Origin of the sequence: Corynebacterium genitalium ATCC 33030 (genome assembly GCF_000143825.1) — a bacterium.
In the GTDB taxonomy this organism is placed as follows: domain Bacteria; phylum Actinomycetota; class Actinomycetes; order Mycobacteriales; family Mycobacteriaceae; genus Corynebacterium; species Corynebacterium genitalium.
The window spans coordinates 2242743-2256651 of record NZ_CM000961.1; the positions used below are offsets into that span (position 1 = coordinate 2242743).

Consider the following 13909-nt stretch of genomic DNA (forward strand, 5'->3'; position numbering starts at 1 on the left):
TACAAGGGCGCGTGGCTTGACCGGCGGTTAGTGCGAGAAGTGGCGGGTGCCCGTGAAGTACATGGTCACGCCAGCTTCCTTGGCCGCTGCCACAACCTCATCGTCGCGGATGGAACCGCCCGGCTGCACCACTGCCTTCACCCCTGCGTCCGCCAAGATTTGGAAGCCGTCGGCGAAGGGGAAGAAAGCATCGGACGCGGCAACGGCTCCGTTGGAACGGTTACGTCCCTCGTCAAGGGTGTTCGCGCGCTCGACTGCCAGACGGGCCGAGTCGAGACGGTTGACTTGCCCCATCCCGACACCCACCGCGGCTCCATCACGGGCAATGAGGATGGCGTTGGACTTCACGCATCGCACGGAATTCCATGCGAACTCGAGGTCCTTAAGAGTTTGCTCGTCAGCCGGCTCCCCGGCGGCAAGCTCCCAGTTCTCCGGATTGTCACCGTCGGCTTGGTAGATATCGCGATCCTGCAGCAGCGTGCCACCGGAGATCTGCACGATGTCCATTCCTTCACGCTCTGGCTGCTCGGCGGTGAGGATGCGCAGGTTCTTCTTGGTTTGCAGCAGCTCCAGGGCTTCCGGGGCGTACCCCGGCGCAATGATGACTTCGGTGAAGATCGGGGCGACTTGCTCAGCCATCTCCACGGTGACTTCGCGGTTGGCGGCGATCACACCGCCGTAGGCGCTGACCGGGTCGCAGGCGTGGGCCTTGGAGTGCGCCTCGGCGATAGAGGTGTCCGAGACTGCGATGCCGCACGGGTTCGCGTGCTTGATCACGGCCACGCATGGACGCTCGTGGTCCCAGCACGCGCGCCAGGCAGCGTCAGCGTCTTGATAGTTGTTGTAGCTCATCTCCTTACCCCCGTGCTGGGTGGCACCCGCCAAGCCGGTGCCGTCCGAGATGAGGGTCGCGGACTGGTGCGGGTTTTCGCCGTACCGGAGAGTCGTCCGCGTGCTCCCTTCGTCCAGTTGCTCAACGAACCAGGCGGATACTTCAGAGTCGTAGATCGCCGTGTGCGTGAACGCGTCTGCTGCCAGCTGGCGGCGCTGCGCTTCATCGAATCCACCGCCTCGCACGGCGTCAATGACTTCGCTGTACCGCGACGGGTCCACCACGACTGCAACGGACGGGTGGTTCTTTGCGGCAGCGCGCACCATCGAGGGGCCACCAATGTCGATCATCTCGACGACCTCGTCGAAGCTAGCACCGGAATCAGCTGTCTCACTAAACGGGTAAAGATTGACCACGACGAGATCGAACGGCTCCACACCGAGCTCCTGGATCTGCTTGACGTGCTCTTCCTTGCGCAGGTCAGCCAGAATGCCGGCGTGAACGCGCGGGTGCAGCGTCTTCACACGGCCCTCGAGCACCTCCGGGAAGCCGGTCAGCTCCGCGACCTCAGTCACGTTCGCGCCAGCGTCCTTGATGTGCTGCGCAGTCGAACCAGTGGAGACGATCTCCACACCAGCCTCGGCGAGAGCAGTCGCGAGCTCATCCAGGCCCGTCTTATCGAAGACACTGATCAGGGCACGTTTGATAGGTGTGCGGGTCATGCGGAGAACTCAACCTTTCCGGTCGTCGTGGGGGTGGCGCGATGGAGCGTATCGACGATCAACTCGCGCTCCATCACCTTAATCCGTTCGTGCAACTCTTCTTCAGTTTCACCCTCGCGCACATTCAGCGCACGCTGGGCAATGATTTCGCCCGTGTCTACCCCCGAATCGATGTAGTGCACCGTCGTTCCGGTGACTTTCACGCCGTACGCCAGAGCGTCCCGGACGGCGTGCGCTCCGGGGAACGCCGGCAGAAGTGCTGGGTGAGTGTTGATGAGCGAGCCTTCGAACCGATCCAAGAAACCCTGCCCGAGGATCTTCATGAATCCGGCGGAGACGACCACATCGGGGTCTGTACTCGCCACCGTCTCCGCGAGACGGACATTCCACTCGTCGCGGTCACCATCCACTGCGACAACCTCGGCGCGGATCCCGGCAGCGCGCGCCCGGTCCAATGCAGGGCACTCAACGTCGGCGACGACGAAGTCTACGCTGTAGCGGCCTTGGTGATCAAGGATGGCCTGCAATAGCGTCCCCGACCCCGACACCAACACGGCAACGGAAATCTCTGGAGAGCCTGAAGAGTCTGACACAACGGCCAAGTCTAGTCCGTGACGGGGCGCTGCGTTTCACTCAACGGGTCAGCCTCATCGGCCTCGAGCCCGGCTTCGCCTTCCCGCTGTTTCAGAACTGAGTAGGCAGTGGATCCGCCTGCTGGCTGCTCTCCCTCAGAGACACCCTCATCGGATTCTTCCGCCTCGGGTTTGGACTCGGGCTGAGGTTCTTCGACCTCGCGGTGGCCGTCTTCACGCTCGTCCGTCTCGAGCTCCCTTGGCACGTCGACGACATCCGCCTCATCCGCGTGGTCAACATCATCCGCGTCCTCAGCATCCGCAGTATCCTCGGCGTCTGCTGCCACAGTGCGGCCTCTGATCGCTGCCACGATCCAGGCCAAGCCAATCACTCCTCCAACCCAACATAGTGCCGCTAGGGCGAAGAACAAAGGTGACGGCCCGATCCAGCCGTACGCACCGACATGGCCGCCAGCCATGAGCGCGCCAACAAGAGCGAAAACGGCAGCGATGAGGGTGCAGGCGGCGATGTCGATGGGGAGGAAACGTCGAGAAGCGACGAAGTGGATGAGCACCGCTGCCGGCACGATCATCAGCACTGGCGCCCACGCGGGCACAGTGCCTGGGATCGCGCCGAAGAGCGGCAGCGGCGGAAGCGGCACAAGTGCGGCACTGAAGAGAGAGACACCGCCCTCGGCGATCTGCATCGGAGCGCCGAGCAACACGGACAGCGTGGAGATGACCGCGTTCGGCAGATAGAGGATGCACAGCCCCACCAGCGCGAGTCCCCCTCCCCCATCCAAAACCGGGAACTGGGCGACAAGGTCCGCGATGCGTCCGTAGCCGACAGCGAGAAGCACAAGGTAAACGATCGCCGCGGCCGCAAGGAGGCGTAGCGCGAGCGTGGCCATTGCGCGGGTGGCGCCGATCAACGCGACCGGCAATGAGGCACGGTCGAACAGCGCGCGCCACAGCCGCTCACTCATGCCGCACGCCATCCCAACGAGGTGAACGAACACCGGAATGAAGAGCGCCTTGTGAATCGCAGGCGGACTGACGGGAAAAACACTCGACGCATCCCCCACCATGAACCACGCTATCGCGGACAGGGTGAACGGAATGAGCACCACAAGGCCAAAGATCGCATACAGATCCAGCACACTCACCCGCTCACGCGTGGCGACGCGGACACGCCACGCAATGAACGCAGCCACCAAGACCGCCGGCAAGAGCGGAAGTGAGCCCAAGATCACACCATCGAGGATCACAGGTACACCGTGGAGCACGAACCACGTCTCTGCGATCGCGGCGGGCAACGCGGCGACACGACCACCAGCGAGCAGGATAGTAGCCAAGCAGACGGCGATAATGCCCAGCACAAGCACGATATTGGGCACGCCGATGTACGGCGCGTAATGGCGGACGCGCTCCTTCATCGTCGACGGCGCTGCCGGTGTCGCGTTCGCCCGCGCAGCATCTGATACATTCACTGAGCGCGGGCGACGACGAGCGACCGTGGGCGACGTTCGGGACGAACGCGTCGGAGGACTAGACTTCTTACTCATTGCATTCCACCTTGTCACGGGTGACGTGCGAATCGTGGTCAGACACGTTTGTGAGACACTTCGCTTTCCGACGTAACACATGAGATCTTCCACCCGATTTGGTTAAAGTTGCCCGAAAGGTTGCTTAACGTTCTGGAACTGACTAATCTGTGTCCGGTAGATAACAACTCGGTTACGATTATGGAACGACCCGTAACCCATTGACGATCTAACGAGGTTTAAGTTGAACTCTTCGAGCGCACGCCGCACCCACGGCAAGCACCGGAAGCAGACCCCTAACAAGGGCCGTGTCGCACTTGTCGCCCTGACCACGGGCGCAGTGACAACTGGCGGCGCTTCGGTAGCTACCGCGGCCAATAATGACCGCCTTGCCGATGCGCAGACTGCTTTTGACGGGATTGCCCCCGCCGAAGAGGCAGCTCCGCAGGAAGCACCGCAGATCCTGGCGATCAGCGAGTACAAGCCGGTGGACAATCTTTCTGAACAGCTGGGGAAGGCTGTTGAGTTCGCACAGGAGCGCAAGGCAGCAGACGAGGCTGCCCGCACACCGAAGTCCATGAAGCCGGCAGAGGGCACTTTCACCTCCGGTTTTGGTATGCGCTGGGGCGCGATGCACAACGGCATCGACATCGCCAACGCCGTGGGCACCCCGATCATCGCTGTGGCTGATGCCGTGGTCATCGACTCCGGCCCGGCACAGGGTTACGGCAACTGGATCCGCCTGCGCCACGATGACGGCACCGTTTCCGTCTACGGCCACATGGAGACCCTCGACGTCGCCGTCGGTGAGCGCGTCAAGGCCGGTCAGAAGATCGCTGGCATGGGTAGCCGCGGCTTCTCCACCGGCTCCCACCTCCACTTTGAGGTCCACCCGGACGGCACCACCCCGGTCGACCCGGTGCCGTGGCTCGCAGCTCGCGGCATTACGGTTTAGAACCTCCGTAGAACGCCCCCTCCTTATCGGGAAGGGGGCGTTTTTCGTTGCATGGTGGCGCTTCTGTTACAGGTTTCAATCACGGAAAATCACCCCCGCCCGATACCCCCGCCTCAAAACTCACAGGTTTCACAATAGTCACAGAAGTTAACTACCGTATCCAGCGCGTTTCCGTGGGATCCTTCCCCAACAGGAGCGAATTTGCACGTCAACGGCGGTGTCCAAGCATTGATCGGGGCTCCAGAGCCAGTTAGCATGTGGCGAGTTCAACGGACCATTCCATGCGTAGAGACGAAGAAGCAAAGAAGGATGCAATGAAACGACGCTTGATCGCCGCAGCGGTGGCCCTCACAACCCTGGCCGCCATCCCCGCGCACGCCATCAACGTGTCTGTCGACGGCGAAGACGTCGACGGTCTCGCCCCCGCCCTGCCGTCCATCGGCATGGCCCTCGACGACATCCTGTCCCAGGGAGCCACGTTCTCTGCGGCCGGCTACAGCATCGTATACGACCCACGCGCGCTGCCGGAGTACGACGAGGAGGAAGCGACCGTAGAGGTCCCCACCACCTCCGTGACCCCGCAGGAGGGCACCGCGCCAAGCGGCCAGAAGGTCGTCCTTCCGGCAGAGGGCCGCTTCACCTCAGGCTACGGCCCGCGTTGGGGCCGCATGCACAACGGCATCGACATCGCCAACGGCATCGGCACCCCGATCTACTCCGTCATGGACGGCACCGTGATCAACGCCGGCCCGGCACAGGGCTTCGGCAAGTGGGTCCGCGTGCGTCACGACGACGGCACCATCACCGTCTACGGCCACGTCCACTCCTTCAACGTGAGCGTTGGCCAGCGAGTGACCGCCGGCGAGCAAATCGCCGAGATGGGCAACGAGGGCCAGTCCACCGGCCCACACCTGCACTTCGAAGTCCGTCCGGGCGGCGGCAACGCCATCGACCCGGTGCCGTGGCTCAAGGACCGCGGCATTGAGATGTAGCTAGAGCTTTTCCATCGGCACACCGCCGATGAGCATCAGCCGCACGGTTCCGCTGGAACCGAAGTCGATGGTGACGGTCTCCCTGGCTCCGACACCATCGACACTCATGACCGTGCCCAGCCCGTACTTAGCGTGGTTGACGCGGTCGCCCTTAGCCAGGTGCAGATCCTTGTTCACAGGTGTGCGCTCGCGGCGCGGCATTGCACGCCGCGAAGGCGCGGGACTCCCCCACGCTTCGTTGGAGAAGGAGTACTCCGGTTCAACCCGGCGCCAGTCGAGGAGGTCTTCCGGGACCTCCGCGAGGAAGCGGCTGGCAGGGTTGTTCATCGGACTGCCCCACGAAGAGCGTGTCAGCGCGCGAGTCAGGTAGAGCCGCTCCCGGGCACGCGTGATGCCTACATAGGCGAGACGACGCTCCTCCGCGAGCTCAGCTGGATCGCCCATTGCCCGCATGTGCGGGAACTGGCCGTCCTCCCATCCGGTAACGAAGACGACCGGGAACTCCAGGCCCTTCGCCGTGTGCAAAGTCATCAGCGTGACCACGCCCTGACCCTCATCCGGGATCTGGTCCGCGTCTGCGACCAAGGACACACGCTCCAGAAAGGCCTGCAAAGACCCCGGCTGGGCCTCACCGCTCTCCGGGTCCCACTCCTCGCCGTAGGCCATCTGGTTTGCCGCTTCAGAGGAGAACTCGCGCGCCACAGAGACCAACTCGTTGAGGTTGTCCAAACGCGCCCCGTCCTGCGGATCATTCGAAGCTTCCAACTCCGCCTTGTACCCAGTGACGTCGAGAATGCGCGTCACCAAAGCCCCCAAGTCGGGCATTCCGGTGACTTCGTTTCTCAGCTCCGGTAACTCGTCCCGCAGCCCTTGAATCATCTCGACAAAACCGCCGATCGCGTTCTTCGCGCGGGGGCCTAGGGTGGGGATCTCTCCCGCTGCGCCGTCGATAAGCGCGCGCCCGAAACTCATCCCGTGATTGTCCGCGTGAAGCGCGACCATCGCCTGCGCTTTGTCGCCGATGGCGCGCTTGGGCACGTTGATGATGCGTCGCATGCTCACCGAATCATCCGGGTTGTCCAGAATGCGCAGGTACGCAACGATGTCTCGGATCTCGCGGCGCTCGTAAAAGCGCGTGCCGCCGACAACCTTGTACGGGACACCGGCGCGGATGAAAATATCCTCCAACGCGCGAGACGAGTTGTTGGTGCGGTACATCACGGCAATGTCGCCATACTGCACTCCCCGATCAGTGAGCTCGTCGATCTCGGTGGAGACGAAACGAGCCTCATCGTGCTCATTGTCCGCGACGTAACCGACGATCTTCTCCCCTGTGCCCGTGTCAGTCCACAGCTTCTTCGGGCGACGGCCAGCATTCTGCGCGATTACGGCATTCGCTGCGGCAAGGATGTTCTGCGTCGAGCGGTAGTTCTGCTCCAGCAGGATCGTCGTGGCGTTGGGGTAATCACGCTCGAACTCCTCAATGTTGCGGATCGTCGCGCCGCGGAAGGCGTAGATCGACTGATCCGAATCACCAACGACCGCCAGCTCCGGCGCATCAGGGCCATTGCCGACGAGGGTGTGGATCAGCTCGTACTGCGCGTGGTTGGTGTCCTGATACTCATCCACAAGCACGTGCCGGAAGCGGCGACGGTAGTACTCCACCACCTGCGGATGCTGCTTGAACAACCCGACAACCTCGCCAATCAGATCGTCGAAGTCCACCGCATTGCCCTCCCGCAGCCGACGCTGGTACTGCGTGTACACCGCGGCCACGGTGACCTCGAAGGGGTTCTTCGTCGTCTGGGCGTTCGCAGCCGCCTCCTCCGGACCAATGAGCTCGTTTTTCAGGTTCGAGATCCCGTTGGCCAGCGTCCGCGCGGAGAACTTCTTCAGGTCCAAGTTCATCTCTTTGGCGATCATGCCCAGCAAACGGCGCGAATCATCACCGTCATAAATGGTGAAGTTCGTGTTCAGCCCCGGCACCAGCTGCGCCTGCTGCCGCAGAATACGCACACACACAGAGTGGAACGTGGCCACCCACATTCGCTCCGCCTGCGGGCCGATGAGAGCACCCACGCGCTCCTTCATCTCGGCGGCGGCCTTATTGGTGAAGGTGATCGCCAGAATCTCCCACGGCGCCACCCCACGCTCCTGCAGCAGATACGCAATGCGCCGCGTCAGCACAGCCGTCTTGCCAGAGCCCGCGCCAGCGACAATGAGCAGCGGGCTGCCCGTGTGCTCCACGGCGGCCTTCTGCTGCGGATTCAACCCCAAAGTCAAGTCAGTTCCCATGATGGGTACAACCGTACTAGGCGGGTGTACCACACCTGTCCCGCAGCCGGTCATGGCAGAATAAAGCGCTATGAGCGAGTTCGAGATCAGGCATCCGTCGGGCACCGACGATCCGCTTTCCGACGCTGAAATTCAGCGCTACCGTCAAGAAATCGACCGACTCGACCGGCTGATCCTCGACTCCGTGAAGCGCCGCACCGAGATCTCCCAAGCGATCGGCAAAACCCGCATGGGTTCCGGCGGGACGCGGTTGGTGCACAACCGCGAGGTGGCCATCATCAACCAGTTCCGCGACGAGCTAGGAGAAGAAGGCCCGAACCTGGCGGCGATCCTACTCAGGCTCGGGCGGGGCAAGTTGGGCTAAGTTAGCGGGCGGCCTGGATATAGTTTGCACCCGGCCCCTTCCGAGCTGACAAAACCGCAGGTCAGATTTAACTTCCACGGCAAGCGTGCAAACTATATCCAACAAGGCCACACTGTTCGCGATTCAAGGGAACCGAACCACCCTTCCCGCAGTCTAAGAAGGGCATGGGCTACACAAAACTTGCGTGCGTCGATCGGATGGCTATTTCCCGCCGAGTCCCCGGCACCCTCAACCGGACAGGCGGGGGAATTCAGGTTTCTTCCGGTTTCTTCGCGTCAGACTTCCCGGTTCGATCACCTGAACTTGCCCGGCACGATGCCCGATTCCACCCCCACAACACCGCCTACCGAGTGCCTGCCGGTCTACGAGCTGTAGCCCACGCCCATGAGAACCCCAACTGCGTGGTCGCCGGTCTCAGCGCTCTCGCCCTGTTGGGTTTTCCCTACCTAGCCGACTCGTGCGACACCACGATGAACACACCGGTGGATCGGAGGGAAAGGGAATGGGGGCTGGTCAGGAGGCGTCGAAAAGCGAAGGGCACGTGGACCGTCATTTGGAACGGGCTAGAAATACCCGTCAGCGCACCAGCCGACGCTGTCGTTGAAGCTGTTCAAGATGTCCGCGCAGGGATCCACTCATGGTCAAGCCCAGCATGGGTAGCTGACCCTATCGTCCTGTGGGCTGTCCAGCTAGTCGACGCCTCACGCCACCTACTTGGAGTAACCCCCGAATCCATCCTGGATGCCGCGCGCGGCCGAGTGGACAACCGATGGCTGCGCAACGTTCTCCAGCTCTCTAGCGCGCGGGCTGAATCGCCCAAAGAAACTGAGATGCGTCTCATGTGCACAGCGCTGACGGAAAAACCCAACCTCATTGGCGACACTGAATGGGCACAGGCCGCGCGGGAATTCGGATCACACGGGCTCGCCTTCACCGAGCAAGTCCCGCTTTACGACGGCCCACGCCTCATCACCACCTTCGACCTCGCCCTTACAGACCTCAAGATTGCCCTGATGTACGACGGCGAACACCACCTAGCTCGCGGCCAACGAGACACCGACTTCCGGATCAACCTGGAATGCCAGCTCATGGGATGGACCGTCGTGCGGATCTCAGCTGGGACGCTCTACGACCTCCCCAGAATCCTCCTCGCGTTGCTCCGGGAAAGGGCCTAGAGGCGGCGTCAAGATATTGTTTGCATTCGCTCGTGACGGTCTGGACAAAACCCCAGTTCAGAATTGTTTGCCTGTGCAACTATGCAAACTAAATCTCGGGCCCCTAGTCCTCCTCGAGCGAGTCGAGCACGACCTCGAACTCGAGCAGTTCCGCACCGGATGCGACAGGCTTGCGGGCCTCCCCGCCTTCCCGGCCCTCGCCGTGTGCGTGTGCAGAGCGGCCTTCCCCAGCCCACCAGTTGTTGTAGGACTCTTCATCCGCCCAGCGGGTGACCACGAAATAGCGCTCTTCCCCCTTGACGGGGCGGAGCAGCTGAAAGCCTTCGAAACCGGGCTGATTGTCAATGGCGTGTTTGCGGGCCTTGAAACGCTCCTCCAGGTGCTCGCCAGCGTCCTTAGGGACAGTGATTGCGTTGATCTTCACAATGCTCATGCGGCCCATTATCCCCGAAAATTAACCCCGAGAGCCCGGGATATTTCACTACCCTTGGGGCCATGACCGACATCACCTCCACCGCTGCCTGGAACAACCTGCTCAAGCTTCACGCCGAGAAGAAGGCGACCACCCTGCGCGAACTGTTCGCCCACGATGACCACCGCGCTGAGACCTACACTTTTGACGCTGCTGGCCTGCACGTCGACCTGTCCAAGAACCTCGTTGACGCCGACATTCTCGCCGCGCTCGTGGAGCTTGCCGAGGAGGCCGACCTGAAGGGTGCCACGGAGAAAATGTTCACCGGCGAGCGCATCAACTCCACTGAGGACCGTGCTGTGCTGCACACCGCGCTGCGCATCCCGGCGGAGCGGGATCTGAAAGTCGACGGCCAGGACGCTGCAGCAGACGTCCACGAAGTGCTGGGCCGGATGCGCGATTTCGCCTCCAAGCTGCGCTCGGGCGAGTGGCAGGGACACACCGGCCACACGATCAAGAAGGTGGTCAACATCGGTATCGGCGGCTCGGACCTGGGTCCCGCGATGGCGGCAAACGCGCTGCGCACGTACGCCACGGCGGGCATTACCGCCGAGTTCGTCTCTAACGTCGATCCAGCTGACATGTCCCGGGTCCTCGATGAGGTCAATCCGGAGGAAACGCTGTTCATCGTTGCATCGAAGACCTTCACCACGCAGGAGACCCTGTCCAACGCGCATGCTGCGAAGCGTTGGCTGCTGGAGCAGTTCGACGGTGACCAGTCCGCCATCGCGAAGCACTTCGTAGCGGTGTCCACGAACGCGGAGAAGGTCGCCGAGTTCGGCATCGACACTGACAACATGTTCCCGTTCTGGGACTGGGTCGGCGGCCGCTACTCGGTCGATTCTGCAATCGGTCTGTCGCTCATGGCGGTCATCGGCCCGCAGGACTTCATGCGTTTCCTCGAGGGCTTCCACGCGATGGACGAGCACTTCCGCACCACCCCGAACGAGCGCAACGTCCCGGCACTGATGGGCCTGCTCAACGTCTGGTACCGCAACTTCTACGGCGCGCAGACCCACGCCGTGCTCCCCTACTCCGAGGACCTCTCCCGCTTCCCCGCCTACCTTCAGCAGCTCACCATGGAGAGCAACGGCAAGAGCACGCGTATCGACGGCTCCCCCGTCACCGTCGACACCGGCGAGATCTTCTGGGGAGAACCGGGCACGAACGGGCAGCACGCCTTTTACCAGCTCATCCACCAGGGAACGACGATGATCCCGGCGGACTTCATCGGCTTTGCCACCCCGAAGGAAGACCTGCCGACGGCCACCGGTGAAGGATCGATGCACGATCTGCTCATGGGGAATTTCTTCGCTCAAACCAAGGTGCTTGCTTTCGGGAGGACGCAGCAAGAGGTGGAGGCAAGTGGCGTCGATAAGCAGCTGGCGCCGCACAAGGTCATGCCGGGCAACCGCCCGACCACCACGATCCTCGCCCCAGAACTCACACCGCACGCGCTTGGCGCGCTCATCGCGCTGTACGAGCACATCACCTTCACCCAAGGCGTGATCTGGGGCATCAACTCCTTCGACCAGTGGGGTGTTGAGCTGGGCAAAGAGCAGGCCAACCAGCTGGCGGGCGCTGTCAGCGGCGAAGAAACACCCGACACCGGCGACGCTTCAACGGACGCGCTGATTCGCTGGTACCGCGAACAAAAGTAAATGAAATGCGGTTGATCGGCGCCGCCTGCGGTTATTCTTGACAACCATGGGCGACGCCGTATCACGCGATTCTTATACCCCGAAACAGCGGACGCAGTACCGCAATTACCTGCTCGACGAGCTCGAGGTTTTTGACAAGCACCTCCAAAAGGCCGAATTCGTCGATCACGGCACGATCGGTTTGGAGCTCGAGCTCAACCTCGTCGACGAGAATGCAGCGCCTGCGGGTTGCAACGATGCGGTGCTCGCTGAGCTTTCAGATGAATACCAGGCCGAAGTCGGGCGCTACAACGTCGAGGTGAACCACCCTCCGTTGTCGATGGAAGGCGACGGGCTCACGAGGCTGCACAACGGACTGAACGAGCGCCTGCACAATGTGCAGGAAGCCGCGACGGCGGCAGGAGCGCGGATGGCGATGATCGGCACCCTGCCGACCGTCACCACCGAATTCCTGAAAAGCCCCGAGTGGATGACCAAAGAGAACCGCTACGCTGCCCTGACGAACTCGGTGATGCAGGCCCGCGGCGAACTCGTAGACATCGACATCGCGCGCGAAGAGCGGTACCGAGAATCCTTTGAGGACATTGCTACCGAGTCCACCTGCACCTCGATGCAGCTGCATCTGCAAGTCGCCCCCGACCGTTTCGCGGACGCGTGGAATGCCTCCCAAGCTATCGCGGGCGTGCAGGTGGCGCTCGGAGCAAATTCCCCACTGTTCTTAGGCCACCGAGTGTGGCACGAATCCCGCATCCCCATCTTCCAACAGTCCATGGACACCCGCACCGCGGAGCTGGTTAACCAGGGCGTGCGGCCGCGCGTGTGGTTCGGTGAACGCTGGATCACGTCCGTGTTCGACCTGTTCGAGGAAAACGTCCGCTACTTCTCCCCGCTCATCCCGGAAGGCCGCGCCGAAGCAGGCAAACCGATCATGGACGGCAACAGCCCCGGCCTGCACTACCTCAATCTGCAGAACGGCACGATCTGGCGGTGGAACCGGCCGATTTACGATCCGTCGACGGAGCTGTCCCACATCCGCGTGGAGAACCGCATCCTCCCGGCGGGCCCGACGACCATCGACATCATTGCGGACGCAGCCTTCTACTACGGCATGGTCAAGTTCCTCGGCGAACAGACTCGACCCGTCTGGTCGCGCCTGACTTTCACCGATGCGACGAATAACTTCTTCGCCGGCGCGCGCGACGGCCTCGGTGCCCGGGTTGTGTGGCCCACGCTGGGGCGTATCGACGTCTCCAACCTCGTCCTCAACCACCTCCTAGACCAAGCGCGACTCGGGTTGGAGATGCTCGAGGTCGACGAGAACTTGATTGACAAGTACCTGGGCGTCATCGAAGGGCGCGCGTGGCGGCGCCAGAACGGCGCATCGTGGCAGCTCGATGCATTGGTCTCCACCGGCGCGGGCACGAAGCCCGGTTCCCCGGAACGCCAGGACGCACTTGCCCGTGTGCTCGAGGCGTACCTGGAGAATCAGAAGACCTCCGCCCCGGTGCATACCTGGTCAACAGATATCTAACGGTGCGCGTTTCTAGTCCAGATACCTTTAGCGGATAGAGTGCTAGACGACTGACCGCCAGAAGAAAGAGTGACGCGTGTCCGGAATCATCGATTGGATTGTCAACCTCATGGATGCCCTCGGCGCCCCTGGCGTCGGCATCGCGATCCTGCTGGAGAACCTCTTCCCGCCAATCCCCTCGGAGGTCGTGCTGCCGCTGGGCGGCTTCACCGTCGCGCAGGGTTCCCTGAACTTCGTGTCGGTGTTCATCTGGGCGACCATTGGTTCCGTCGTCGGCGCGTACATGCTCTATGGCCTGGGTGCGTGGTTGGGCGCCGACCGCCTGCGCGCCATCGCGGATTGGATGTGGCTGGTCAAGGCCTCCGACGTGGATAAAGCTCTGGAGTGGTTCGACCGTTACGGCAAGCCGTCGATCTTCTTCGGGCGTCTCATCCCCGGCGTGCGCTCGCTGATCTCCATTCCCGCCGGCCTCGACCGAATGAACCTGCTCACTTTCGGCCTGTGGACCACCCTGGGCTCCGGCATTTGGAACTTCATCCTGATCTACCTCGGTTTCAAGCTCGGTGAGAACTGGGACGTTGTCGAGCGCTACGTCGACCAATACTCCAAGGTCGTCTACGTCCTGCTCATCCTCATCATCCTAGGCTTTTTGGTCTTCTTCATCCGCCGCGCCATTCGTGAGCGCAACGAGACCGCACCGCAGGCGTAGGGGTTCACGGGTCCCTTGCGGAAAAGTTGACAAACTGGATTTCCGTCTAGCAACGTAACCGCAGGTCACGGCGTTTTAGTCGTTT

Annotated in this window: 12 protein-coding genes; 7 read left to right on the top strand and 5 right to left on the bottom strand. The window is 62.2% G+C overall.

The annotated features are described in order from the left end of the window. Positions 1–27 precede the first annotated feature (27 nt). The 3 genes from purH to HMPREF0291_RS10610 are packed head-to-tail and all read right to left on the bottom strand — an operon-like array spanning position 28 to position 3691. The gene (gene purH / locus HMPREF0291_RS10600; protein ID WP_005291371.1) at positions 28–1554 is read right to left on the bottom strand and encodes a bifunctional phosphoribosylaminoimidazolecarboxamide formyltransferase/IMP cyclohydrolase; all 1527 of its coding nucleotides are present in this window, start codon (positions 1552–1554) and stop codon (positions 28–30) included. Then, entirely contained in the window at positions 1551–2156 is a 606-nt protein-coding gene (gene purN / locus HMPREF0291_RS10605) for a phosphoribosylglycinamide formyltransferase (RefSeq protein ID WP_050748831.1), read from the bottom strand. Before purN ends, purH begins: the two co-directional genes overlap by 4 nt. A gap of 2 nt (positions 2157–2158) precedes the next feature. Beyond that, on the bottom strand, positions 2159–3691 hold the full coding sequence (locus HMPREF0291_RS10610; protein ID WP_156774848.1) for a cell division protein PerM: 1533 nt from the start codon (positions 3689–3691) through the stop codon (positions 2159–2161). A gap of 223 nt (positions 3692–3914) precedes the next feature. Between HMPREF0291_RS10610 and HMPREF0291_RS10615 the strand changes: the two genes are divergently transcribed. After that, positions 3915–4625, top strand: coding sequence for a M23 family metallopeptidase (locus HMPREF0291_RS10615; RefSeq protein ID WP_005291376.1), 711 nt, complete (start codon positions 3915–3917; stop codon positions 4623–4625). Positions 4626–4939: 314 nt separating this feature from the next. Then, positions 4940–5617: a M23 family metallopeptidase gene (locus HMPREF0291_RS10620; protein ID WP_040423808.1), complete on the top strand. Its 678-nt coding sequence runs from the start codon at positions 4940–4942 to the stop codon at positions 5615–5617. On the opposite strand, the gene pcrA is transcribed toward HMPREF0291_RS10620, so the two are convergent. After that, positions 5618–7912: a DNA helicase PcrA gene (pcrA, locus tag HMPREF0291_RS10625; protein ID WP_005291380.1), complete on the bottom strand. Its 2295-nt coding sequence runs from the start codon at positions 7910–7912 to the stop codon at positions 5618–5620. 70 nt (positions 7913–7982) lie between these two features. Here pcrA and HMPREF0291_RS10630 point away from each other — a divergent pair, with 70 nt between their 5' ends. Both HMPREF0291_RS10630 and HMPREF0291_RS10635 read left to right on the top strand, forming a co-directional pair. Then, positions 7983–8276 (top strand): chorismate mutase, encoded by a 294-nt coding sequence (locus HMPREF0291_RS10630; RefSeq protein ID WP_005291382.1) that lies wholly within the window; start codon positions 7983–7985, stop codon positions 8274–8276. A gap of 164 nt (positions 8277–8440) precedes the next feature. Further along, positions 8441–9451, top strand: a complete 1011-nt coding sequence (locus HMPREF0291_RS10635; RefSeq protein ID WP_156774849.1) for a hypothetical protein — start codon at positions 8441–8443, stop codon at positions 9449–9451. Positions 9452–9554: 103 nt separating this feature from the next. Here the strand turns inward: HMPREF0291_RS10635 and HMPREF0291_RS10640 are convergent, their stop codons facing one another. Further along, positions 9555–9884 carry an antibiotic biosynthesis monooxygenase family protein gene (locus HMPREF0291_RS10640; RefSeq protein WP_005291386.1) on the bottom strand — a complete coding sequence of 110 codons (330 nt, stop codon included), beginning with the start codon at positions 9882–9884 and terminating at the stop codon, positions 9555–9557. Between the two features lie 62 nt (positions 9885–9946). Between HMPREF0291_RS10640 and pgi the strand changes: the two genes are divergently transcribed. From pgi to HMPREF0291_RS10655, 3 genes are all read left to right on the top strand, one after another. Next, on the top strand, positions 9947–11584 hold the full coding sequence (gene pgi / locus HMPREF0291_RS10645) for a glucose-6-phosphate isomerase (RefSeq protein WP_005291387.1): 1638 nt from the start codon (positions 9947–9949) through the stop codon (positions 11582–11584). 46 nt (positions 11585–11630) lie between these two features. Continuing rightward, on the top strand, positions 11631–13115 hold the full coding sequence (locus HMPREF0291_RS10650) for a glutamate-cysteine ligase family protein (protein WP_005291389.1): 1485 nt from the start codon (positions 11631–11633) through the stop codon (positions 13113–13115). 76 nt (positions 13116–13191) lie between these two features. Continuing rightward, on the top strand, positions 13192–13824 hold the full coding sequence (locus HMPREF0291_RS10655) for a DedA family protein (RefSeq protein ID WP_005291391.1): 633 nt from the start codon (positions 13192–13194) through the stop codon (positions 13822–13824). Positions 13825–13909 lie beyond the last annotated feature (85 nt).